Source organism: Acinetobacter sp. 'aerobic (ED)' (assembly GCF_904886855.1).
Lineage (GTDB): Bacteria > Pseudomonadota > Gammaproteobacteria > Pseudomonadales > Moraxellaceae > Acinetobacter > Acinetobacter courvalinii.
Map to the genome: position 1 here is coordinate 105,880 of NZ_CAJHGI010000001.1, position 22,951 is coordinate 128,830.

General features: G+C 41.0%; 24 protein-coding genes. 10 read left to right on the forward strand and 14 right to left on the reverse strand.

What is annotated here, in order from left to right; genetic code table 11:
- Positions 1-228: 228 nt before the first annotated feature.
- The 4 genes from gcvH to JO943_RS00525 form a co-directional block, all read right to left on the reverse strand.
- Entirely contained in the window at positions 229-603 is a 375-nt protein-coding gene (gene gcvH, locus JO943_RS00510; protein WP_005229972.1) for a glycine cleavage system protein GcvH, read from the reverse strand.
- An 87-nt stretch (positions 604-690) separates the two neighbouring features.
- Positions 691-1,716: an AraC family transcriptional regulator gene (locus tag JO943_RS00515; RefSeq protein WP_202739666.1), complete on the reverse strand. Its 1,026-nt coding sequence runs from the start codon at positions 1,714-1,716 to the stop codon at positions 691-693.
- A 128-nt stretch (positions 1,717-1,844) separates the two neighbouring features.
- The gene (locus JO943_RS00520; RefSeq protein WP_005229976.1) at positions 1,845-2,285 is read right to left on the reverse strand and encodes a MaoC family dehydratase; all 441 of its coding nucleotides are present in this window, start codon (positions 2,283-2,285) and stop codon (positions 1,845-1,847) included.
- Entirely contained in the window at positions 2,285-4,132 is a 1,848-nt protein-coding gene (locus JO943_RS00525) for an ABC transporter ATP-binding protein (protein ID WP_202739667.1), read from the reverse strand. Before JO943_RS00525 ends, JO943_RS00520 begins: the two co-directional genes overlap by 1 nt.
- A 195-nt stretch (positions 4,133-4,327) precedes the next feature.
- On the opposite strand from JO943_RS00525, the gene JO943_RS00530 reads away from it, so the two are divergent.
- From JO943_RS00530 to JO943_RS00570, 9 genes are all read left to right on the forward strand, one after another.
- Positions 4,328-4,522: a hypothetical protein gene (locus JO943_RS00530; protein ID WP_202739668.1), complete on the forward strand. Its 195-nt coding sequence runs from the start codon at positions 4,328-4,330 to the stop codon at positions 4,520-4,522.
- A gap of 94 nt (positions 4,523-4,616) precedes the next feature.
- On the forward strand, positions 4,617-4,922 hold the full coding sequence (locus JO943_RS00535) for a hypothetical protein (RefSeq protein ID WP_202739669.1): 306 nt from the start codon (positions 4,617-4,619) through the stop codon (positions 4,920-4,922).
- Between the two features lie 316 nt (positions 4,923-5,238).
- Entirely contained in the window at positions 5,239-5,568 is a 330-nt protein-coding gene (locus JO943_RS00540; RefSeq protein ID WP_079281804.1) for a four-helix bundle copper-binding protein, read from the forward strand.
- Between the two features lie 261 nt (positions 5,569-5,829).
- Positions 5,830-7,692 (forward strand): phage capsid protein, encoded by a 1,863-nt coding sequence (locus tag JO943_RS00545; protein WP_202739670.1) that lies wholly within the window; start codon positions 5,830-5,832, stop codon positions 7,690-7,692.
- A gap of 206 nt (positions 7,693-7,898) precedes the next feature.
- Positions 7,899-8,231 (forward strand): hypothetical protein, encoded by a 333-nt coding sequence (locus JO943_RS00550; RefSeq protein ID WP_005229988.1) that lies wholly within the window; start codon positions 7,899-7,901, stop codon positions 8,229-8,231.
- Positions 8,232-8,339: 108 nt separating this feature from the next.
- Positions 8,340-8,624, forward strand: a complete 285-nt coding sequence (locus JO943_RS00555) for a hypothetical protein (protein ID WP_199950199.1) — start codon at positions 8,340-8,342, stop codon at positions 8,622-8,624.
- Positions 8,625-8,705: 81 nt separating this feature from the next.
- The gene (locus tag JO943_RS00560) at positions 8,706-9,155 is read left to right on the forward strand and encodes a hypothetical protein (protein ID WP_202739671.1); all 450 of its coding nucleotides are present in this window, start codon (positions 8,706-8,708) and stop codon (positions 9,153-9,155) included.
- Positions 9,156-9,296: 141 nt separating this feature from the next.
- Entirely contained in the window at positions 9,297-9,578 is a 282-nt protein-coding gene (locus tag JO943_RS00565) for a hypothetical protein (protein ID WP_005229994.1), read from the forward strand.
- A 177-nt stretch (positions 9,579-9,755) separates the two neighbouring features.
- On the forward strand, positions 9,756-10,007 hold the full coding sequence (locus tag JO943_RS00570; RefSeq protein ID WP_032868964.1) for a hypothetical protein: 252 nt from the start codon (positions 9,756-9,758) through the stop codon (positions 10,005-10,007).
- Between the two features lie 34 nt (positions 10,008-10,041).
- On the opposite strand, the gene JO943_RS00575 is transcribed toward JO943_RS00570, so the two are convergent.
- From JO943_RS00575 to JO943_RS00620, 10 genes are all read right to left on the reverse strand, one after another.
- Positions 10,042-11,292, reverse strand: coding sequence for a mechanosensitive ion channel family protein (locus JO943_RS00575; RefSeq protein WP_199972712.1), 1,251 nt, complete (start codon positions 11,290-11,292; stop codon positions 10,042-10,044).
- Positions 11,293-11,410: 118 nt separating this feature from the next.
- Positions 11,411-11,950: a DUF2058 domain-containing protein gene (locus tag JO943_RS00580; RefSeq protein ID WP_005285344.1), complete on the reverse strand. Its 540-nt coding sequence runs from the start codon at positions 11,948-11,950 to the stop codon at positions 11,411-11,413.
- Positions 11,951-11,953: 3 nt separating this feature from the next.
- Positions 11,954-12,634 (reverse strand): YoaK family protein, encoded by a 681-nt coding sequence (locus JO943_RS00585; RefSeq protein ID WP_202739672.1) that lies wholly within the window; start codon positions 12,632-12,634, stop codon positions 11,954-11,956.
- Between the two features lie 6 nt (positions 12,635-12,640).
- Positions 12,641-13,843 carry a serine/threonine transporter SstT gene (gene sstT, locus JO943_RS00590; protein ID WP_032868968.1) on the reverse strand — a complete coding sequence of 401 codons (1,203 nt, stop codon included), beginning with the start codon at positions 13,841-13,843 and terminating at the stop codon, positions 12,641-12,643.
- A 197-nt stretch (positions 13,844-14,040) separates the two neighbouring features.
- Complete coding sequence (locus JO943_RS00595; RefSeq protein WP_202739673.1) at positions 14,041-15,741, reverse strand: SulP family inorganic anion transporter; 1,701 nt, start codon at positions 15,739-15,741, stop codon at positions 14,041-14,043.
- Positions 15,742-15,826: 85 nt separating this feature from the next.
- Entirely contained in the window at positions 15,827-16,138 is a 312-nt protein-coding gene (locus JO943_RS00600) for an ArsR/SmtB family transcription factor (RefSeq protein ID WP_005285354.1), read from the reverse strand.
- A 562-nt stretch (positions 16,139-16,700) separates the two neighbouring features.
- Complete coding sequence (locus tag JO943_RS00605; RefSeq protein ID WP_202739674.1) at positions 16,701-17,267, reverse strand: TetR/AcrR family transcriptional regulator; 567 nt, start codon at positions 17,265-17,267, stop codon at positions 16,701-16,703.
- 478 nt (positions 17,268-17,745) lie between these two features.
- On the reverse strand, positions 17,746-18,258 hold the full coding sequence (locus JO943_RS00610) for a hypothetical protein (RefSeq protein WP_202739675.1): 513 nt from the start codon (positions 18,256-18,258) through the stop codon (positions 17,746-17,748).
- Between the two features lie 25 nt (positions 18,259-18,283).
- Positions 18,284-19,339 carry a linear amide C-N hydrolase gene (locus JO943_RS00615; RefSeq protein WP_202739676.1) on the reverse strand — a complete coding sequence of 352 codons (1,056 nt, stop codon included), beginning with the start codon at positions 19,337-19,339 and terminating at the stop codon, positions 18,284-18,286.
- Positions 19,340-19,548: 209 nt separating this feature from the next.
- Complete coding sequence (locus JO943_RS00620; RefSeq protein ID WP_202739677.1) at positions 19,549-20,709, reverse strand: cupin domain-containing protein; 1,161 nt, start codon at positions 20,707-20,709, stop codon at positions 19,549-19,551.
- A gap of 192 nt (positions 20,710-20,901) precedes the next feature.
- Here JO943_RS00620 and dnaX point away from each other — a divergent pair, with 192 nt between their 5' ends.
- On the forward strand, positions 20,902-22,923 hold the full coding sequence (dnaX, locus tag JO943_RS00625) for a DNA polymerase III subunit gamma/tau (protein WP_202739678.1): 2,022 nt from the start codon (positions 20,902-20,904) through the stop codon (positions 22,921-22,923).
- Positions 22,924-22,951: the final 28 nt, after the last annotated feature.

Consider the following 22,951-nt stretch of genomic DNA (forward strand, 5'->3'; position numbering starts at 1 on the left):
GATTATTTATTTATCGAATTTTCAAGATGACGGCTTGGCTAGAAAAGAAAAAATGATTCAGTCAATTGTCCGGAAAGAGGGTTGAAGGATTAAGCTGTGACTTGATCGGATTTGTGTCGTCAAATTCAGATTTTAGACGCAAGTATGAGCGCTGCAAGGTACGACTACGTGCATTCATTTAAAAAAACCCGGTCAAATTAGCCGGGCTTTTTCTCAAGATCTATTCGATTATAAACCTGATTCGTATTCACTATTTGAAAGTAGTTTTTCTACATCTGCGATATTGTCCGGTTTGATCTTGTAAATCCAGCCTTTGCCATAAGGTTCATCATTGACAAAATCAGGATCATCTTCAAGATCGCTATTCACTTCAACCACTGTACCTGAAACAGGTGCATGAATATCTGATGCAGTTTTGACTGATTCAACAATACCGGCCTGTTCAGTTGCCGTGACATGACTGCCCACTGCTGGGGTTTCCACGTAGACCAAATCACCCAACTCATCTTGTGCATGGTCGGTAATACCAGTCACAACGAGGTCACCCTCGATTCTTACCCATTCATGCGTACGTGCATATTTCAATTCTGCTGGATGATTCATGACAACTCCTTAACAATCTGTCGTATCATTTTTATTTGGTTTATACATGCTTTTCAATAAAAACAAAAGCTTTCGCCGTTGAACTTATTATAAGTATGGATCTTTGCGCCAGTTACTTGGGCTACGGCCACTCCAGCGTTTAAAGGCACGACTGAAGTTTGCCACGTCAGAATAGCCAAGCTCATCTGCAATCTGTTCCAGACTATAATCGGTGCGGGAAAGCAGGGAGGTGGCATGACGATAACGTACTTCATCCACTAAAGTGGAAAAAGAAGTACCTTCTGCTGCCAACTGACGCTTCAAGGTACGGTCGGACATATGCAAACGTTCAGCCACACTTTCGATACTGAGATAATGCTGTTCTGAATTGGTCAGAATATCCCGCACCCGCATTGCTAAACGCCGACGTTCGCCCAGTGCTGATAGTTCTGTTTCACACTGGTTAATAGCAATCTGGCTGGCAATGGGATCGGCATTGACCATTTTCAGGCCCAGATATTTTTTATCAAAGCTTGAGATTAAATGCGGTTGATTAAAACGAATGCTGCTGCTGAGTTTGTCCCGATATTTTTCAAAGTCTGCCGGTTCAGGGAAATCCAGATCTACCTCACCACTTAAATCTTCTATTCCGGTAAGCGCTCTGGCCATGGTCATGATGCCAATGGTCAGACCTAGAATAATTTCGGTGCGCAACGGTTCGACTTCGATATCACACTGCAGTTGTAAAGTGGCTTTAGGGCCGAAGGTCGAAAAATATAGCTGTAGAAAGGGTAGACGTAATTGAATAAAGCGGCTGGCCAGTGCAATGGCATCGGTAATATCATGCGCCGTCATAATGGCATAACCGATAAATCCATGAATGGAAATCCGCATTTGCGTACCGAGATGAAAACCCAGTGTACTTTCACCAGTCAGGCGCAAAGAATGCTTCACCAGTTCATTGGCAATCGGTGTTGGAATTCGATAGTTCGGATCAGCCAGCTGTTCACTCGTTAAATGAAATGGAGCAAATAAAGTTTCATCGCTATATCCCCAGCGAGAAACTACATCCAATAGCAATAAGCCATAGACGCCTGGTATTCCTTGATCTTGACGAGTTGTGCTTGTTTTCATGGGCTTTCCGTGGCGCTCATCAATTTTGCCAATATCTTTTAAACATTAAAGTCTTAAACATCTTTACATGAAATAAAATAATCAATCATAAAAATTGTTGGACAAAACAGTCATTGAATGTCCAAGTCTTAAGCTGCTTTTCTAAACACCAAAATTTTAGTTGTCGATATTAATAGCACATCACCGTGCTGGTTCAAAGCTTGGGTTACGTAGCTGACGATACCGCGATCTGGTTTGGTTTTAGACGGAACGATTGCGGTAATTTCAACTTCAACGTGAATTTTATCTCCTGCACGTGTTGGTCTTGGCCAGCGTAAACTCGATTCTGTTCCCAGTAAGCCGCCAGCAACCGGAAAACATTCCGTCCAAAGTCGCATGGTGACGGCTGAGGTGTGCCAGCCACTTGCTGCCAATCCCTGAAAAATAGGGTGTTGCGCAGCAGCTTGCTCATCGGTATGAAAGGGTTGTGGGTCGTATTGATTGGCAAACTGCTTGACTTCTTCTAGTGTCATTTCATATTCACGGCTGATGAAACGATCGCCAATATTAAGGTCTTCTAAATACAACATTATTCTGTGTCCTGCGTTACCCGTTGTTCAACCAAAAAACCGCCTGTCTGGCGTTTCCACAGTTGAGCATATAAACCATCTTGAGCAATCAGCTCCTCATGTGTGCCTTGTTCTGCGATTTTGCCCTGATCCAGCACAATGAGACGATCCATTTGAGCAATAGTAGATAAACGGTGGGCAATTGCAATGACCGTTTTGCCAACCATCAAGTCATTTAAACTGCTTTGAATTGCGGCTTCGACTTCGGAATCAAGGGCACTGGTGGCTTCATCCAATATTAAAATCGGTGCATCTTTCAGGAAAACCCGTGAAATGGCAATACGTTGACGTTGTCCACCCGACAGTTTCACCCCGCGTTCGCCCACATAAGCATCAAAACCAACACGACCTTTCATATCTGTTAGCTGCGGAATAAACTCTTCCGCTTTGGCTTTTCTGACCGCCTGTTGAATTTCAGCTTCAGTTGCATTCGGCCGACCGTATTTAATATTTTCAGCGACGGTACGATGTAGCAGCGAGGTATCTTGCGTTACCAAGGCAATATTGGCACGTAAACTATCTTGGGTCACATCATGAATATTTTGACCGTCAATCAAAATACGACCTTGGTTGATGTTATAGAAGTGCAGCAGCAGTTGAATCAGTGTCGATTTCCCGGCACCGGAACGACCGACAATCCCAATTTTCTCACCCGGTTTGATGGTCAGGTTAAAATGATCAATGACATTCTTCTGGTTATAAGCAAAGCTGACATCTTCAAAACGAATCTCGCCGTGCTGTACCTGTAACTCAGTGGCATTTTCCTTGTCCTGAATCTGGACCGGTTTGCCCAGAGTTTTCATCCCGTCCTGAATGGTACCGACATTTTCAAACAGCATGGTAATGTGCCACATGATGAATTCGGCCAGACTGTCCAACTTCAATACCATCGCTGTGGTTGCAGCAATCACCCCGATTGCTGCCTGACCTTGTGTCCAAAGCCAGACCGAGGTTCCAATCACACTAATAAACAGGAATGCGCTGAGTACACGAATACTGATCTGGTATTTCACCCCCAGACGCATTTGCTTATACACCGTCACCATAAATTCCTGCATCGACTCTTTGGCATATTGGCTTTCACGACCCGCATGAGCGAAGAGCTTTACTGTCTGGATATTGGTATAGGCGTCGGTAACTCGACCGGTCATGACAGAACGTGCGTCGGCCTGTTGCTGGGAGATTTTGCCAAGTCGTGGAATAAAATAGCTGGCAATACCAATAAATAAGGCTAACCATAAAATCAGCGGCACAATCAACACCGGCGAAATTGCACCCATGACCAGACTAATGGTCACAAAATAGACCAGTACATAAACCAGCATGTCCCCAAGAATCATCCAGAATTCGCGTACCGCCAGTGCAGTCTGCATGACTTTGGCAGAAAGACGTCCAGCGAAATCGGTATGGAAGAAGTCCAGGCTTTGTTGCAGTAATAAATTATGGAAACGCCAGCGCATACGCATTGGAAAATTACTGAATAATACTTGGTGTTTAATAATCGATTGCAGGCTGACAAAGAAAATATTGGCAAACAGAATACTGATCAGAATGGTTAAGTTCTGTTGATTGGTTTGTAAAAAGGTGCTGGGTTGACTTTTGGTGAGCCAGTCGACCAATTTACCAATATAGGAAAAGAATAAAGCTTCAAAACATGCTGCTGCGGCAGTACATGCAATCAGTAAAAATAGAAAAGGGCGAATGCCTTGAGTCGATTGCCAAACGAAAGCAAAAAAGGTCGTAGGTAATGGTTTGTTTAAGTCTTTGGTGGGGTATGGATCGACTAGCTTTTCAAACCATCGCAGCATTTCGGTTTCCTCTAATATCAAGTACTAATTCAGCTTGTTCTGTAGCATAGCAGAAAATCAGCAATAGAGAGGAGAAAAGCTCAGGTGCAAGGATGGGTGCTTATTGTGATGTATCGGTTGTATAAAAGCAGGTATCTTGATCGAAATGCTAGGCGTATACTGATGAAGTGTACTGACAATTATATAGGATCAAAAATGCTGATTAAATTTGCAGTTCGATTCATGGGTGTATTGTTGAGTGTATTGGCGTTGGTGGCCATGGCCATCCATTTCTTCTTTTCAAGTCATTTAACAACCGATTTATGGATCATTATGGTCCCGGTGATCTTGGGTATTCCGATGCTCACTTCGGTCGTGATTGCCAAAGATGAAGAGTTAAGCCTGCATTAGTCATACCAATTTAATACTATAAAAGTCCATCAAAAGGTGGGCTTTTACTGTTTTCTATGCGATAACAGGTGTTCCAATAATAAAGGAGTCTAAAGTGGTTATTTCCCAAATCATGACACGTTTAGATCAAGAATATGATTTATTCCTTCAGTCCCAAAGTTATCAGGCGCACAAGAATAGTGAGATAGCGCTTAAAGCCTTGTTCTTTAGCGAAGCGCTAAAAACGCTCAAATATCCACACAGCGATGTGGTTGCTTTAGGCGGCGGGAGCTATAAATTTATTAATTTTAATCATTTTGAGTTGAATGTAAATTTATTCGATACTCCGCAGTTTAAGAATAAAACAGGCTTTATCCACTGGCTTTCAGACACCTTGCACAAAAATATTTATGGGCACTGATTATTTTTTTATAGAGTGACCCGGCTTAATATAAAGCGCTCATCTTCATTGCTGATTTTGAGCGTTTTTTATCCGCATAAATAAAATAATCCCATAGAAAAAAACGCCCGGACTATTCTTAATTTTTTCCGCAGATATCTACCGCATATAGCGACTGCTTCTTTCGCTGAAAAGTCAGATCGAGAGACCTTTGCTTCATTCGATTACTTAAAAAAACATGGCTTACTTTTTATAACCGAATCCTTATGTTTTGCAGCACTTTATCTGATTAGCTTATTTAGTAAGCATTTTTGATGATTTAGCTAAGGAGAATAAGATGGACTCTATCCAGTTTTCAGATTGCGCCAAAGCTTGTCTGGTTTGTTCATTGGCCTGTACCACTTGTGCATCCGCCTGTTTACAAGAAGAAAAAGTCGAAATGATGCGGGAGTGCATTACCCGATGTCTGGAATGTTCGGATATCTGTATGTTATGTGCCAAAGCTCATCAACGAGAATCAATCTTTCTGGCGGATATGTGCCAGATCTGTGCAAAAATATGTGACTGGTGCGCTGAAGAGTGTATCAAACACGCTTCTGAACATTGTCAACAGTGTGCCGAAACCTGCCATCAATGTGCCATAGAATGTAGACGAATGGCGGCTTAAGCTGTTCACTGTCTAGCTTGAGATAAGCAGCTTATTTGAGCTGCATATAACAATACCGGGCTGGCAAGGAAAGGTATCAAAATAAGGCTGTTGTTGGAAAGCTTATCAATAGATAAGCTTTTTTTTATGCATTCAAAAATTCAAGTTACATAAACTCTATGTAAGTGCTGGGTTTTTGATCAATGATTACCGATACAAACAGCCAAAAATAACAAGATTACTTAACATGAAAACTTAATTATTAAATGAGAGCATTAGCAAATGACGAATAACTTTGAAAAAAAATTTAAAAAATCTCCTAGCGTAACTGTTACAACTTCGAGTATTGATCGGTTTAGCCCAAAGTTTTGGCGAGTTGATGGCCCGCAAACCATGTCTTTTGCCATTACCAATTTTGCTAACGGTTTTGAAGCCTTTTTCCGTTCCCGCACTACTACTGACCTGGTAGGGATTAGTTGGGATTCTTATGATGCAAAAGATCATCAGTTTCTTGGCTATGAGACCAAATATGATTACAGCGGTACGATTTGGGATTTTGATATTGAATTGTCGGCCAGTATGCCAACGTTAAATAATCCCGCTTTAACCCCGACCTTGACTGTGCAATATTATGAAAATGGAGTAGATAAGGTCGCCTATATCGTGCTGTTTAATTATGCCGATCAGCCTGCTTCACGATCAGCCCATATTCATATCAATTGGGATAGCGTCAAGGCGGGCTTCTCTGCAACAGATCCATTTCCTGTTAGTAACATTCAGCGTATTTCTTTCTCTGGATTTACCCTGAGTTATAACGGGCATTCAACCCTGCCATTAGCACAGGCAGAAGAGGGGTACATTCGGGTAACCAACTCCGTAACTACCGGCCCGAATGCCAAGCTGGCTTTAAATCGGGTCTCAGTACCTGCGCATGAGTATGGCCTATGTACCAGTTATGATGATCATTATGATCTCAACCCACAGCGACTGGTCGATAATATGGCGGCTTTGGGTTATCACGGTCTGATCAATCACTATTGTGGCATGTCGAAATATCCTGAAATGGCATGGAATGCTGATATCAATAAATGGCAGATTCCTGATCCGTTACTCAGCAATGCCAACGTCGTTAATCCATGTACCCGAAAATGGCACGAACATTTTGCCCAGGCACTCCATTGTGCCGATATGCAGCCTATCTTTGGGGTGAGCTTTGAAATGTATTCCTTGGGTGCCAATGAATACTGGGCTCAGCGGGACTGGAATAATAATCTGGGTCGAACAGGCTATGAGCCACCAAGTTACTTCTTTAGTCCATGTGATCAAAATGCGCAGGCTTATTTACATAAAGCCTTTATTGAGTTTGCCGATACCCTGGTTGCCAGTGGCTGTGAAGTGAATATGCAGATTGGCGAACCGTGGTGGTGGTATAACCAGGGTACAGATCTGCCATGTGTCTATGATTACCCAACCAAACTGGCTTTTAATGCGGATACCGGTTTATATGCGCCAGATCTGGGCACCATTTATGAAGCGATGAACAAGACCGGAACGCCGTATGATCAGTTTAAAAGCTGGTTAAGAAACAAGTTAGGGCAAACCTGTCAGGATATTCGGTCGGTGGTTAAGACCAAATACCCACAGGCAAAAGTATCTCCGCTGATTTTCTTCCCGACCATTCGCACCCCAATTGAAACTTTGGTGACGGATATCAATTATCCACGTGAATATTATGCCTATCCGAATTTTGATTACCTGATGACGGAAGCTTATGACTGGATTTTAGAAGCGCGTTTGGGATTAGCACATCAGGCTGTGGCTGAAATTCCAACTCAGGATTTGAACTATCCGGAAGATAAGGTTGCGTATCTGGCTGGGTTTGTGCCTGACTCGTCCATTGCACATTTATATGGATTTGACGCGAGTAAACCTTACCAAATACCGATCTGGCAGCGTATCTTTGGTGATATGCAAAATAATCAATCCTTGGGACTGATGAAACAGTTCATCTGGGCCTATCCTCAGGTTATGGCCGATTCAGTCACCATTGATATTGCACAGGCTCCAAACGGTTTCTTTGTAGGTCAGAGCTTATATTCCCCAATTAGTGACGATACGCCGTATCCACCTGAAATTTATTTATAAAATTAATCTCATAACGAAAAAGGCTTTGAGCTGCAAAGCCTTTTTTTGAGATAGATGAATGACAAATATAAATAGAATGGAGCCAACAAAAGCCGAAGACTAAACTTTACGAAATAGACAAGAAACTGAAAACGAAATTGTCACTTATTCAAATGAAAACTGATATACACTCACTTGTATTACTTTCCAGAATTTAAAAGATCCTTATGAAAAACAAGATTCTATTCTTTGGTTTGATTACAATCCTTTTTACAGGTTGTAATAAGCAGCCTGAAGTAAAGAGTGAAAAGGCTCAGGAAAGCTTCGAGAGCGTAGACAATAAAATTTCCGAGTACATGGATATTCTGGATAATCCTGACACACCTAAACAACAGCAGACCCAAGTGCTTTGTGAGGACTATCCGAAGTTATATGAATCGAAATATATTCCAGCCTTGTTAAAGGTGGCACCAAAAGATTACACCAAAGAAAAATTGATGAATGATTTGAAGATTTCGACAGATTACTATGCTGAAAAGCTGGATATCATCTGTAAATAAACAATAACGAACTGCAATAAAAAAGCTCCAATATGGAGCTTTTTCTCTGCATAAAATTTGATATATTCACCTCATAATGAGAACCATTAGACTTATTCAGGGGACAGTATGAGCGAAACCCAATCCCATTTGAGGGAAAGCACAACCAATACCTTTATTGCTTGGATTGTCATGATATTAGGTTGTATCGCTGGCCTTGCCTTTATTGTACTCTTTGGGCAAATCGAAGTCAGAAATGAGAATCTGGATATTGTTCAAGTCTGGTCTGGAAAAATTATTGCTGTTGGGCTCGGCATTATTATGAATGGATTATTGTTTGGGTATTTGCTGCTTAAGGTGAGTAGTATTTTGCAATATTATGAGCAAAGAAAAATAACAAACATTGCAGACTAAATGCGATCCGTATACAAACCATAGAAATTTACCATCATTTACACATGCTATATCTACCTCTAAATGTTGGGGGAGATATTTATGTGGACAATAATAATTACGCTGGTCATTGGTTTATTGATCATATTATTTGCCAGAAAATTTCAAAATAATGAGAGTTTATCTACCTCTGCTTCAGAAGATGCCTCATTTGTTGATAATGTCTTATATACGTTCGAGATTGTGAGTGAATCTTCTTATCAGACAAATTTAAAAACAATTGTAGAAAACATAGCTCCTGCATCCAAATTGATTGAAGTCGCGGCAAGAGTGTTGTCTGAACCTTCCAATCCATCTGATCGGCATGCCATAAGGGTGGACGTTCAAGGTTTAACGGTCGGTTATCTCAATAGTCAGGATGCAAAGCAATTGGCTGGGCATAATATTGATAAAAAAGTGTCAGCAGCAATCACGTCTCGAAAACAAACTAATCCTGACCAGATAAATTACACGGTAAAACTTGCTTTAAAACAGTTAGATGATTTGCGTTAAGCTGTACTCATCAATCAAGCTGCATACAGAATTTCTTGATATGCGCCAAAATATGTCGTTTAGTTCAATTTTAACACTTGAAAAAGTGGAAATAGAACATATTATATTTTTTTCTTATTCTGATATCACAGGCGGAATACAGTGAACGAAGAAATTTTGTTACCTGCATCAAGAGCTACTGCAATTTCAAATGCCAATGTTAAAAAATTAACTGTAGATAAAATTCTCTCCAAGATTTCAAGTACCATTAAATTAAGAGCCAATGACGGCGATCGCGATGCCTTACAACAATTTTCCAAGCATGAAGTCAGTAGTGAGGACGCAGACATCGTAGTCTCTGAGTTAAAAGCCGCAGGTTACCGCGTGTTTTTGAATCCTAATTTTACCAATACCAATATCCAGTTTCAGCTTGAGTGGGACTGAATAAAAAGAGCAAAAAAGCCCTAAATTTTTAGGGCTTTTTTTATGTGATTTATAAAATATTGCTGGTTATATAATGCGAGATAGGAGCCTGAGTTCATTGAGAAGATAAGATTCTTTTATCCTAAAATGTTAATAAAATATGATTATAATGTTGAAAATAGGCCATAGAGCAGAACAATGAGCTTAAAAGGGGTGATGCTTGTAATTTTGGGGATCCTATTATTATGTATGGGCTACCTGTATCTGGATTATAGACAAACAGGAGGCTATCAGCGCAATAGTGATGGTTATTATGGTTATTCCTTTCCAGCGGACAATGGCTTAAAGAAGGTAGAAGATTGTAAGCTGGCAAATACCGAATACCCCCGTGAAGCACCTGTGTCTAAAGAATGGATGGAAGGGTGTAAGAAGTACTTCGAAATCCATTAAAAAAGCACCCGAAGGTGCTTTTTTAATATTTTATTTAAACTTTGTTTTCATGCTCTGGCGTAAGTAATTGAAAATCATGACCTGATGGTGCTTGATAAATTCTCAGACCAAACTCCGGAATAATCGCAATCAGATGATCGAAAATATCTGACTGGATGGCTTCATAAGCGGCCCAGGCAATGGTATTGGTAAATGCATAGATCTCTAATGGCAGACCTTCGCTTGTTGGCTGCATTTGACGTACCAGAATGGTCTGGTTTTGTGCAATGCCTTGATGCTGACGTAAATAAAATTCAACATAAGCACGGAATGTACCGAGGTTGGTTAAGCGACGCTGGTTATAACGCGACTGGTTACTCAAGTGATTATTGAACTCTTCAATTTCAGATTTCTTAGCATCCAGATATTGATCAAGTAATAGAAAATCTTTTAGCTTTTGCTGTTCTTCATCACTCATGAAGTGAACGCTACTTTGATCGAGGAAAAGAGAGCGTTTAATACGACGACAACCTGACTCACTCATACCACGCCAGTTTCTAAAGGTATCTGTCACCAGTTTGTTGGTGGGGATGGTGGTAAAAGTCTTGTCAAAGTTCTGTACGGTCACCGTATGTAATGACATATCAATGACATCGCCATCCGCATTTAAAGATGGCATTTCAATCCAGTCCCCGATACGTACCATGTCATAAGAGGCAATCTGTACGCTGGCAACTAACGAAAGGATGGTGTTCTGGAATACCAGCATCAGCACTGCGGCCATGGCACCAAAACCGGCAAGCAGGGTAAACACATCTTTCTTGAGGAAAGTTCCCAAGATCATCAAGCCACACACCACAAACAGGATCAGCTTAACCAGTTGTAAATAGCCTTTGATGGGTTTGTTTCTTGATTTTGGATTGCGTTGGTAGATCAGGTTAAAAATATTTAAAGCTTCACTGACCGTAAGGGCAAGTGTAAGGAAAATGAATGCTTGCGCGCCCATTTGTACCAGACTTATGATTTTCGCAGGCAGATGAGGAATCGTGCTGATACCATTCATGATGACGATGGCAGGAACAATATTTGCAAAACGGCGGGAGACACTGTGTTGTGCAAATATAGATTGGTTTGGAGACTTAAATTTTGTAATTAGATGGCGAATGCCACGAACAATAATTCTTTTCGCAATAAAGTTCGCAAGTGCTGCAAATAAAATTAAAACAGCTAAGGACAATATCATCTCAAGCCAGGGATAATGACTTAACTCAACCCGAATATCACGGATAAAACCTAAATAATCCAAACGAATACACCTTACATTTCTTTTAAGACAGAATTGTAAGGTGTATTTGATATTTATAATAATCTGATCACAGTTTATATACGTTCTGTAAGGCGTTTTTACATAACGCCGTGGTGTTTTACCACATCAAGTCATCAGGAATGACATAAGCTGCGTATGGATCTTCCTCATCGGTGGCCTGATCATTGTTTTCGCTATTGTTATTCACCAAGATAAAACCTGACATTTTCTGGTCAATCTTGTCAGCCAGTGCTTTAGGCAGATAAGCATAACTGTCCTGATCTTTGGCAATCACCAGTGAACCTGAAACAAGTGCGTTATAAACCTGTTGTGAAAGATAGACTTTCTTGATTTTGCCTTCATCAATAAATTGATAGGTCACATCACCCTTAATATCCTGTACTTTATGCTGCTTGATCATCTGGATAATCGAAGCTTTTAGGGCTTTCTCTTCCAGAATCTTTTGCTTTTCCAGATTCAGCGCCTGATCTTTGGCTAATTTTTCTTGTTTGGCACGATCAATCTCCGCCTTAAGAGTTGCATCATCATTTTGTCCGGTCCGTTGCCCGTGTTGAGCCTGTTTGGTCAGTTTTTTCGCTTTTTTATTATCCACCAAACCAGCTTTTAATAATTGGGCCTGCAATGCATTTTTAACCATAATTCAATCCAGATGTGAGTTTGATGAAGAACGAAAATAAAAAATCCAGTATGTCATACTCATCCCCAGACTTAAGCCGGCAGGGATGAGAAAACTATTTAATTTTAAATAAGGATAAAGTGCACTCGCAATGAGTCCACCCAATAAAAAACCGATAAAGATAAGCAGATGTAGAAAAATCCGGCGTTTTTCTACATGTAAGCCACGGGCTTTATATCCTAAAGCCAGACCTATATCGGTGAGAACGCCAGAAAGGTGCGTTGTCCGGATAATCGCACCTTTGTAGTGACTGACCATGGCATTCTGCACGCCCATGGCTACACACGCCCAGAGCAGGCCATAACGGGGGAAGTAAGGCAGCAACAACCAAGTCAGGAACAAAAAGATAGCCACTAGGCTGAGAGAAAGGCCGTAACGACGACCAAAGGCCAGATTGCCATTTCCCAGAATTAGGCCACTATAGAATGACCCTGTGATAAAGCAGAGAATGACTAGGCTGAGATAGATAAAATGTTCAGGCTGCCAGTCCAGCAAACTCATGGCCAAAATGCTGACATTGCCTGTCATGTGTGAAACAGATTGATGCAACACGGTAAATAAGCCTAAAACGTTTACCATTCCGGCATTCAGTGCAAGAAAAAAAGCACCAAGTTGAATCCAGTTGGGTAAACGTTGAAGTGGCATATATACCTATGGGTTTTGACGGTCTCTAAAATCTACAGCAGCGGTAAAGAGGACATCGGTTGATGAGTTTAGCGCTGTTTCTGTTGAATCCTGCAATACACTGATAATCATACCAATCGCAACGATCTGCATTGCAATTTCAGATGATATACCAAACAGGCTACAAGCAACAGGGATCAGGAGCAAAGAGCCACCCGCAACGCCTGAGGCACCACAGGCAGAAATAGCAGCAACCACAGATAAAATAATCATGGTGCTTAGGTCAACAGGAATACCCAAAGTATGCACGGCCGCAAGGGTAAGTACCGTAATGGTCACGGCAGCACCTGCCATGTTAATGGTCGCACCGAGTGGAATAGACACACTTGCAGTGGCTTCATGTACACCCAAACGGTGAGCCAGATCCAGATTCACCGGAATATTGGCTGCAGAGCTACGGGTAAAGAATGCGGTGATGCCACTTTCTTTGAGGCAGGTAAATACCAGCGGATAGGGATTGGCTTTCATAGTAATCGCAACCAGGATCGGGTTGATCACCAGCGCGACAAACAACATGGTCCCAATTAACACGAACAGGAGATGTGCATAGCTTTGTAATGTCGCCAAGCCTGCATCGGCAAAGGTCACCGCAACCAGACCAAAAATACCGATTGGGGCAAAGCCAATCACGGTATGAATGATCTTATTCACCGCATCGGCCACATCAGTCAATACCTGTTTGGTGGCATCCGAACTATGACGTAAAGCCAGGCCTAAGCCGATTGCCCATGCCAGAATACCAATAAAGTTGGCTTCACCAATGGCTTGAACAGGGTTGGCAATAAAACTTAAAAGTAAATTCTTTAAAATTTCTGCCAGGCTACCAGGCGCCTGAAGTCCACTTTCAGCAGGTAAGTGTAAAAACAGCTGGCTTGGGAACATGATACTTGCAGCTACCGCACTAAATGCAGCCAACAGCATTCCCACCAGATACAACACCAGAACAGGTCTGATATTAGAGTGCTGTCCGATCTGGAAATTTGCAATCGAAGAAAGGACTAAAACAAAAACTAAAATCGGTGCAACAGACTTTAATGCTTTAATGAATAATTCACCCAATAAACTTAAATAGGGTGTAAAGTTAGGAAAGAGCAGAGCTACTCCGATCCCTAGAAAAATAGCGATAATAATTTTGCTAACTAAACTCAAGCGAGACAATACATTAAACATATAAAGGCCTTATAAACCTATGCACGGTTTAAGGTTAAACAAGCGCGGTATTCTATACCTAAGAACCGTGAATAATAAAATTTTTTTTGCAATTCAATTACTTTAAAAATATTGAAAAAATTAAGACAATGTTTTTAAAAAAAAATTAGGAAAACATAACACATCCTTTTGTATAAAAAATAATCCGGTAAAATTGTTTATTCTACAAGCATATCAGGCGAAAGTGTTTGTATTGCTTGATAATGTGATAGAAAAATCTGGCCTGTGAGTTGCGTGGTCAGTTCAGATTTAACCAAGCGATCCATCACAAAACTTTTCACTTCTGACAAATGCAATTGAATATTTAACTGTGCCAATTCACGGTTAAGATCTTCCAGCATTTCTAAAGCACTCAGGTCAATATTGCTAATACTTGAGCAATTGATCACCACATGTTGTAGATCTACATTTTGACTGACTTCTGTAATCACATGACCTTTTAACACATGCGCGTTTAAAAAAGTCAGATTTTCATCTACCCGAAAAGCCACCACGGTTGGGGTCGTAATGACATCATAGCGTGACACATTTCTGAAATGCTGGGTCCCTTCAATCAGACCAATCACTGCAATATGCGGTCGGCTAATTTTCCAAAGTAATAGAACAAAGGTTAAAATAATACCAATAATCAATCCTGTCGAGATATCAATACAGGTGACGCCAAAAAATGTTGCCCACATGGCGAGACCATCGGCTTTTGAATATTTCCAGGTTTCAATAAAAGGGCTCAGGCGAACCAGTTTCCAGATGGAAACAAAAATGGTTGCAGCCAGCACAGCTAAAGGTAAATTCTGGAAAAACCCCGTAAAATATAAGCTCACAGCGATCATGAACAATGAAGAAAGTACACCCGCAATCGGGGTCTTTGCACCTGCATCGGCATTGACCACAGTACGGGATAAGCTGCCCGATACCGCAAAACCGGAATTTACACCAGCAACGATATTTGCCAGACCTAAAGCAATCAGTTCCTGATTACTATTTAAATCATCGCGTTTTTGCAAAGCGGTGGCCTGAGCAATGGCCAGTGATTCAACAAAACTAATCATGGCAATCATAAAAGCGCTTGGTAACAGTTGCTGGACTAAACTGAGGTTCCATGTTGGAAACTGTAAGCCGGGTAAACCTGTCGGAATAATCCCTACGGTTTGAATGCCCAGATTATTTTCACTCCAAAGGCTGAGTAAGATAATGGAGCCGACGACCAGAAGCAGAGGCAGGACTTTGTTGAGGAATTCCGAGCGGATAAATTTGGGAAGCAAAAAAAGTAACAATACCGAGAGCAGGCCAAAGCTCATTCCTGAAACTGTGATCCGGTGAAAATTTTGAGATAAGCTCAGGATAAATTCTGGAATATTTGTGGCTTGTAGCGGAATATCGAGCAGAAACTTGAGCTGTCCCAATGCAATTAACAGGGCCGATGCAATGATAAAACTCTGAATCACCGGATGACTAATTAACTGGATTAGGAATCCGAATCGTAATAGCCCCAGAATCATCGAAATGATGCCCACCAAAAGCGCTAATAAGCAGGCAGCTTCTATATAAGCGGTAGAGCCCACGGGAAATAATGGATTTAATGCAGCAAAGACCATCATGGAAATAATGGCAACGGGGCCTATGGACAGCGTGGTACTGGTTCCGGTAAAGGCATAAACAATCATGGGCAATATACTGGCGTATATTCCCATAACCGGTGGCAACCCAGCCAGCATGGCATAGGCCATACCTTGGGGTACCAGCATTGCCAGCACAATAAGCGCGGCAATTAAGTCCGACTTAAAGCTTGAAAACTGATATTCACTTAGCCATTTTCGTGCAGGAAAAAGTCTGGAAACATTTTGGTTGAACAATTTCATGCATCATAGTCTAAATCATAAATTCATATATATTATGCAGAAAAAATGCTAAAGAAACTGATGCTGATTGTATTTTCCTCAAAAATTATGCTTGAGGGCAATAATGTTCATACAAGGTATTTAAAATTGCTTTTAATTTCGGATCGAGAATGGAGTAAAAAATTTGTTTACCATCACGGCGGGTAGACACTGCATTGCTTTTCCGTAGCATCATTAGCTGTTGAGACAGGGTAGGTTGGAAGATTTGCGTAATCTCCTCAATCTGTGAAACATTCAGCTCTTGTTTAGCTAAATGACACAAAATAATTAACCGATCGGTATTGGCGAGAGATTTAAGTACATTGACGATTGTACCTGCTGATTCTCTCATTGCGTCGATTTCAAAATCCTTTTGCATACTTACACTCGTTACGTTACAGCCGTGGCTAGTATAAAGTCAGCATAGGAGAAAATTGTAGTAAAACTGCATAATTGCAATGGTTTTTAATGAAAATACATATAAGTAAAATTGATAAAACAATTCAAAATGTGGTGCTTTTCTTGATTCTTGAGAATAGTGTGCTTTAGTTATTTTTATGGTGATTAAATGTGGTTTTTGTCGCATTTTGAGAATCAGGCCAGTTTTTTAGGCCAAGCTATTCTTTAGTTAAACTGTAAAATAAAATTAAGTGCTTAATATATTTAATAAATATAAAAATATTGAAAAAAAGATTGTGCTTTAATAGAAAGTATATATAATAGAAAACAAGACAGAACGATCTGTCTGCATAAGAAGGATTGGGAGTGCGAAAGTACAACCGCCAGAGGGTAATAATACTTATTATTCTTTTTACACTCAGACGCAAGCGTGAGCCACAATAATAATTATAAATCACGCTTTATTTTTTTCAATTCTTTATTCAGATTCTGCTTAAATTTAATGAATGATTATCCCCTTATTCATAAAGGGATAACCAGGCTTATGCAAATTCTTTTTCAAAATTGATCAGATGCTCAACACGTTTCCAGTATTCATTCATCTCAACGGAATGTCTGTTGACATGGGCTTGAATCGTCATCCCATCCAGAATACTGACAATCAGCGTGGCGAGATGAGTCGGATTGTGAATTTCGAGATTGGTCAGCAAGTTTTGCACCAGTGCAGTTAACCAGATCTTGTATTGGGTTGCAGGTTGCAAGGTCGATGGATAGATTTTGATGACTTCTTCTAAAGCTTTCTGGAACATGCATCCATTGAAGTCTTCACTATTGAACCATGCAGCATACCATTGAAAAATCGCCTTAAGCTGGCTCAGGTAATCTGACTGGTCACACTCCGCCAAAGTTGCATTCAAAGAGGCCTGAAGGTTGATATTACGTTGTATCAGACACTCTTCAATCAGCTTTTCCTTTGATGGAAAGTATTTATAAAAAGTCATCTTTGCAACGCCAGATTCACTGATAATACGATCGACGCCAATCGAGTTGTAACTGTGCGAATTAAAAAGTCTTAATGCAGTGTTAATAATATCTTCTTTTTTTGACATATAACGCCTCAAGTTAGCCCATCACCAAGAGCACCAAGTTGCATTTCATCATGCAATTTTCGCTGGGATTCTACATGGTATTTAAAAAATATCATAGGGAAAAATAATATTATTTATTTAATTGATCCTTCAGGCTTTCTTTTCAAGGGCAGTATAAAAATTAAAGATATGAATATTTAAGAAATAATCTGGAATTAGTTTATTTAGACGAAGTTTTAAATAAAATCAGGGAGAGTAATGAATGGATGATAATTCATCTAATTGTTTTTACAAGATATGTGCTGTGATGCAAATAATCTTTATCGTTTGGAAAATAATGAGAAGAGTTTAATTGTTGTTTGCTATGGCTTATTTAATTCTCATAGAGATCTTTTTGAAAATTGATTCTAAATCCGGATTTTTAATAAAACTGTAATATTTAAAAGTCAGTTATTTTAGTTAAAATAAATAACTGACTTTAATCGTATAATTTTCTTTTTTACGATTTGTTGGTAGGCGCTGATAGACCAGCGATCAACTTGACAAAATTTTGATAGAGCATTGATGGTTGGTTTGGCGCATAAACTGAACGCTGAATATTTCCTTTGTCGGTTTCGATTGAAAGCTCGACCTGTTGAGCTTTGCTGAGTTCATATAGAAACGAGCTTGGAACAATAAAACTATTTGAAGAGCGTCTTGGAATCAGGCGATTAATATTTTTCTGCTGGGTTGGGCTAGTCGCCGGATATGAAAATGCTTTGCCATCAAGCAGGAAGGTAATTGCTTTAATATCATAGTAGTCATAGCTGCTGTTGAGCACCGTTTCAACTCTTAATTGCTGTTTCTGCTGCTGATCCCATTCCACAAAAACATTGGGGCAAAGTTCGTTGGTTTTACAGTTTAAAGAGCCTGCTGTCGCCAAATTACCTGCTGATTGTGTCGCAGACTCGGGCAAGGTCGAGCATCCGCTCATCACAAGACAAAGGCTCAGTAAACTTAAGGTTTTTTTCATGTTTTTCACTCTCTAGGGTTCAGTGTTAATGGTGTAGTTGTGGACCAAGAAACTCAAATGGTTTTGATATTTTAAATTGATTGGTGGCATCACCAGCAAAGGTATTTTGTTGATCTTTTCCAAGATCAAGTTTACGCGTTAAACCATCTTTAAAGTTGATTTTCTTTAAATCTACCCAGAATACATTGGGGGAAACCGCAGATTCAAAGAAGTAAAGTTGCTGTTTATGGTCCGCGACCGTTCTCCAGCGGGTAGAAGAAATATTCGGTTCTTCTGCGGTATTTAGTCCATAAGGCACGGAGGCATTACGGATGACACTAAATACCGAGGCAATGGCATCTTTAGGATTGTCATTTTTGGGAATGGCATTGATATAAAAAGAGGTACGGGCAAAACGGTCAGCTGCGCGGTTAGTACCAGGTAGCATCACGGTTCCACCAATTTGCTGCCAGTAGCTGTTTAATGCAAGTTGCTGATCAAAGGTGGGTGAATTGGTCATGACCTGATATTTTTTATCATGATGAATTACTTGTTTGCCACCAATGTACTCAATGATTGCACTGTCTCCGGTCTTATCTGAAATGGATAAATGCAAGGTAGCAAGACGCTGTTCACCCGGCACACTGTCGGTAATCAGGTCAAAAGGTTGTTTTTCTAAAGCGCTGACAGCCTCTGCGACAGTCGCATAATTGTCCAGCACATATTGCGCCCAGGCAGAAATGCTCAGCTGCGGTTTACTCGAGTGTTTGGTATCGGGATATTGAGACTCAACCAGCCATAAAACATTAGCGACCAATCCGGCTTCATTCATACCGTCTGTAGTGGAAATATCATAGCCTGTGGCAATCACGCTGCCATACTTGGCTTTCCATTTCAGCGATTTAGGGCCGGCATTGCTGTCTCGAACTACGCCACTGGGTAAAATCCACAGGTTGGTACCCACATCCACTTTCCAGTCCATCGATCGGGCAGTAATAATATGATCATTATTTCCGAGATAAACCGCACGGGTACAGGCATGGGTGGTTTGCAGGATCAGGGAAGTGGCGAGAAAAGAAAAACCTAATATTTTTTTAAACACAAGTGATACTCCTTGCAGTTATATAAGCATGATTTCTATTCAATATTTTTTGTAATGAATTAATTTGAGTCTATTTAAAAAACGACTTTATTCAAGCAGTAAAATGTAATCAATATAAAAAGTAGGGATTTATTTTAGGGGCTTTCGTTGGCGTCGCCCGAAAGAGAAAAGGCTTCTCTATCGGGCCAGAATATTTGAGGAGATATGGATTAATTTGGCGGTAATAGCATTACAATGGCATTGTTGAGCAAGAGTGCGATATCTTCCAGAATATCCGCTTCATTAAAACGTTCATCCAGTAATAGGCTTTCACCATCTGCAATTTGTTTTAAATAAGGCATGAACGCTGCCGAGATACAAACCGTATCACCATTGGCCCAAAACTCGAAAGAATCGCCCTGTTTTCGGTAAAGCAATCTTGAAGCAGGTTCCAAAATGATCTGGTAATCTGCACCAATCACTTCAGCTACATCATTCGCATCTACTTCTTCAGGTTCCGGAATGTTATTTGGATAGCTTGCTTCACTCATGTAGGCCATGATGGCTGCATCAAACTCGGGTGCTTGAGTGAGGTAGTCTAGGAGTTGGGTTTTTAAATAAGCAAACTCAGTGCTATTAATTTCACCTAGATGTGCTGTCTGTTGACGTGAGATATCTGCCAATGGATTCTTGAGCAGGGTGTTTTCTGCAAATTTATCGCTGACCTGATCAATCATTTCAGAAAGATTTGGCATACGGAAACCAAAGGAAAAGGTTAAGCAATCATCTTCAGCAACGCCGTAATGTGATAGACCGGGTGGGACATAAAGTAAGTCGCCTGGCGCAAGTACCTCATCAAAATGCACATCCATGTCAGCCAAAAGCTTTAATGGCTGGTCAGCAATGAACTGGGTTGATTCGTCACACATCTGACCAAGTTGCCAGCGACGGTGACCGTGACCCTGGATCAGAAACACATCATAAAAATCGAAGTGTTTTCCAACTGAACCGCCTTTGGGCGCATAAGACACCATGATGTCATCACGACGCCATTGCGGGATAAACGGAAATTTTTTCCATAACTCAGCAATATCGAAGGAGTAATGATCAACAGCTTGAACCAGTAGTGTCCATAGATTAGGTAATTTCTGGAAGTCGCCTTTGGTGAGTGGTGAAGACTTCACATGCCATTCATTTGGATTCTTGTTTTTTTGACGAATCAGACGGGCCGTGACATGTTCTTCCAGCGCCAGCTCTTGTACGTCCGCTGGTTCTAATAGGCCAATAATTTCAGGCATGGCATTACGAACCAGTAAAGGTTTTTTTTGCCAATATTCATTAAGAAACTGTTCTGCGGTAATGCCGCCGAGTACCGCTAAAGATTGAGACATGGGAAATGAAACCAACAACATTTAAATTGGTGTGTATTGTCCCTTGAGTTGAAAGTTGGTGCAAGTCTTGTATGAAAGTGATGAAAACCACAGAAAAGATCAGATAAAGTACTTAATCTTGATCAATTGAACGCGTATTCGTTCACAGTCTTTCAAAAAAACAGTATGCTTAACAGGCGAAAAGGAGCATACATGTATCAAGTACTGGCAAGAAAATACCGTCCACGTAATTTCAATGAGTTAGTGGGGCAAAACCATGTTTCTCGTGCGTTAACCAGCGCATTGGAACGCGGTCGTTTGCATCATGCTTACTTGTTTACAGGAACGCGTGGCGTGGGGAAAACCACGATTGCCCGTATTTTGGCCAAATGCTTAAACTGTGAAACCGGTGTCACTTCGACGCCGTGTGAAGTATGCACCACATGTAAGGCGGTGAATGAAGGCCGCTTTATCGACTTGATCGAAATCGATGCGGCATCACGCACCAAAGTGGAAGATACCCGAGAGTTACTCGACAATGTTCCTTATGCGCCAACGCAAGGTCGTTTCAAGGTCTACCTGATCGATGAAGTGCACATGCTTTCAACGCATTCGTTTAATGCCTTGTTAAAGACCTTGGAAGAACCGCCTGAACATGTCAAATTCCTGTTCGCGACCACAGATCCACAAAAATTACCGATTACCGTGATTTCGCGTTGCCTGCAATTTACCTTGCGTCCGTTAGCTGTCGATGAAATTACTGAACATTTAACCGCAATTCTGAATAAAGAACAGATAGACGCGGATCAGGATGCGATTTGGCAAATTGCCGAGTCTGCCCAAGGCTCCTTACGTGATGCCTTGTCATTAACAGATCAGGCAATTGCCTATGGTCAAGGCGCAGTCCATCACCAAGATGTCAAAGACATGTTGGGCCTGATTGACCGAACCATTATTTACGACCTGATTCTGGCGATTCATCAAAATCAGCAAGCGCGTGTGAGTCAGCTACTTCTACAATTTAGACAGCAAGCTCTCGATGTGTCTCTGGTGCTGGATCAACTAGTTTCAACCTTACATGAACTGGCATTGTTGCAATACTTGCCAGATCTTGCGCTGAAGTATAGTGAAGAAATCAATCAGAAAATTTTACAGCTTTCTAAGACAGTTTCCGCTCAGGACTTACAGCTTTATTATCAGATTGCATGCAAAGGGCGGGCAGAGTTACAGCTGGCAGTGACGCAAGAGCAAGGCTTTGAAATGACAGTGTTACGCTTATTGGCATTTAGACCGATGAGCTTGAATGAAGTCACTGTAAGTGCAACGCCTGTTACCCAGATTGCAGCAGAAGTTCAGCAACCAGTACAACATGTAAATACAGAAAATCAACTTGCAGTTCAGCAAGAAGCGGTTAATGCTGAACCTGAACCTGAACCTGAACCTGAACCTGAACCTGAACCTGAACCTGAACCTGAACCTGAACCTGAACCTGAACCTGAACCTGAACCTGTTGCGCAAAAACCAGACAACAATCTGATGGTGTTTGATGCAGAAGCGGGTCAGTTGATCGGACTGGAAACTTCAGTACAGACAGAAATCGTTCAATCGAGTATTACCGATTCGGAAGAAGTTCTGATTTTCCCGGTTGAAGAAAATGTTGAAACTTCTGCTCCTGTAGATGAGCTGCAGCTTGAACCACAACCTGTAGTGGAAGCAGAGTCTTCAGTTGCTGTTATCAAGCAACAGGTTGTAGACACTGTGGTTGCAACAACCACAAGCGTAATGACTGCTGCTCCAGCAATATCAGACGATTTAATGCCACAAGACATTCTCAAGCTGCGTGAGCAGACTTTGGAGGGCGAGTGGAATCTGGAAAAATGGGAATACTGGTTTAGAACCAGCCAGCTTTCACCTGCCGTACAGGAGTTGGCACAGCACGGTGTGATGCAAGGGCAAATTAACGGCACCTGTGTTCTGGTGATTCCTCAGGAGTATGAAGGCATGCTGTCACAGTTACAGCATGGTCTGGAAGATGCCTTAAAAGCGCAATGGCCACAAACCCATTTTAATGTGCAATACGGTGCAGTGGACTCAAATACGCCGTTGTTGATGCAAAATCAACGTAAGCAAAAAGCCTTTAATCGTGCTGTCGAGTTGTTACATCAAGAACCTACAATTAAAAGTCTGGTAGAAACTTTTGATGCGGAATTGCACAATATTCAATTGAAGCCTTAAGTTTTAATAAAAAGGCAAAGCTTAATCG

What these genes read in the sequence shown, in the direction of transcription:
- JO943_RS00540 (WP_079281804.1), top strand. Translation starts at nt 5,239, where the DNA reads ATGGACTCTATCCAGTTTTCAGATTGCGCCAAAGCTTGTCTGGTTTGT.
- JO943_RS00550 (WP_005229988.1), top strand. Translation starts at nt 7,899, where the DNA reads ATGAAAAACAAGATTCTATTCTTTGGTTTGATTACAATCCTTTTTACA.
- sstT (WP_032868968.1), bottom strand. Translation starts at nt 13,843, where the DNA reads ATGTTTAATGTATTGTCTCGCTTGAGTTTAGTTAGCAAAATTATTATC.
- JO943_RS00525 (WP_202739667.1), bottom strand. Translation starts at nt 4,132, where the DNA reads ATGCTGCGATGGTTTGAAAAGCTAGTCGATCCATACCCCACCAAAGAC.
- JO943_RS00595 (WP_202739673.1), bottom strand. Translation starts at nt 15,741, where the DNA reads ATGAAATTGTTCAACCAAAATGTTTCCAGACTTTTTCCTGCACGAAAA.
- JO943_RS00600 (WP_005285354.1), bottom strand. Translation starts at nt 16,138, where the DNA reads ATGCAAAAGGATTTTGAAATCGACGCAATGAGAGAATCAGCAGGTACA.
- JO943_RS00515 (WP_202739666.1), bottom strand. Translation starts at nt 1,716, where the DNA reads ATGAAAACAAGCACAACTCGTCAAGATCAAGGAATACCAGGCGTCTAT.
- dnaX (WP_202739678.1), top strand. Translation starts at nt 20,902, where the DNA reads ATGTATCAAGTACTGGCAAGAAAATACCGTCCACGTAATTTCAATGAG.
- JO943_RS00605 (WP_202739674.1), bottom strand. Translation starts at nt 17,267, where the DNA reads ATGTCAAAAAAAGAAGATATTATTAACACTGCATTAAGACTTTTTAAT.
- JO943_RS00520 (WP_005229976.1), bottom strand. Translation starts at nt 2,285, where the DNA reads ATGTTGTATTTAGAAGACCTTAATATTGGCGATCGTTTCATCAGCCGT.
- JO943_RS00555 (WP_199950199.1), top strand. Translation starts at nt 8,340, where the DNA reads ATGAGCGAAACCCAATCCCATTTGAGGGAAAGCACAACCAATACCTTT.
- JO943_RS00530 (WP_202739668.1), top strand. Translation starts at nt 4,328, where the DNA reads ATGCTGATTAAATTTGCAGTTCGATTCATGGGTGTATTGTTGAGTGTA.
- JO943_RS00610 (WP_202739675.1), bottom strand. Translation starts at nt 18,258, where the DNA reads ATGAAAAAAACCTTAAGTTTACTGAGCCTTTGTCTTGTGATGAGCGGA.
- JO943_RS00585 (WP_202739672.1), bottom strand. Translation starts at nt 12,634, where the DNA reads ATGCCACTTCAACGTTTACCCAACTGGATTCAACTTGGTGCTTTTTTT.
- JO943_RS00580 (WP_005285344.1), bottom strand. Translation starts at nt 11,950, where the DNA reads ATGGTTAAAAATGCATTGCAGGCCCAATTATTAAAAGCTGGTTTGGTG.
- JO943_RS00570 (WP_032868964.1), top strand. Translation starts at nt 9,756, where the DNA reads ATGAGCTTAAAAGGGGTGATGCTTGTAATTTTGGGGATCCTATTATTA.
- JO943_RS00560 (WP_202739671.1), top strand. Translation starts at nt 8,706, where the DNA reads ATGTGGACAATAATAATTACGCTGGTCATTGGTTTATTGATCATATTA.
- gcvH (WP_005229972.1), bottom strand. Translation starts at nt 603, where the DNA reads ATGAATCATCCAGCAGAATTGAAATATGCACGTACGCATGAATGGGTA.
- JO943_RS00545 (WP_202739670.1), top strand. Translation starts at nt 5,830, where the DNA reads ATGACGAATAACTTTGAAAAAAAATTTAAAAAATCTCCTAGCGTAACT.
- JO943_RS00620 (WP_202739677.1), bottom strand. Translation starts at nt 20,709, where the DNA reads ATGTCTCAATCTTTAGCGGTACTCGGCGGCATTACCGCAGAACAGTTT.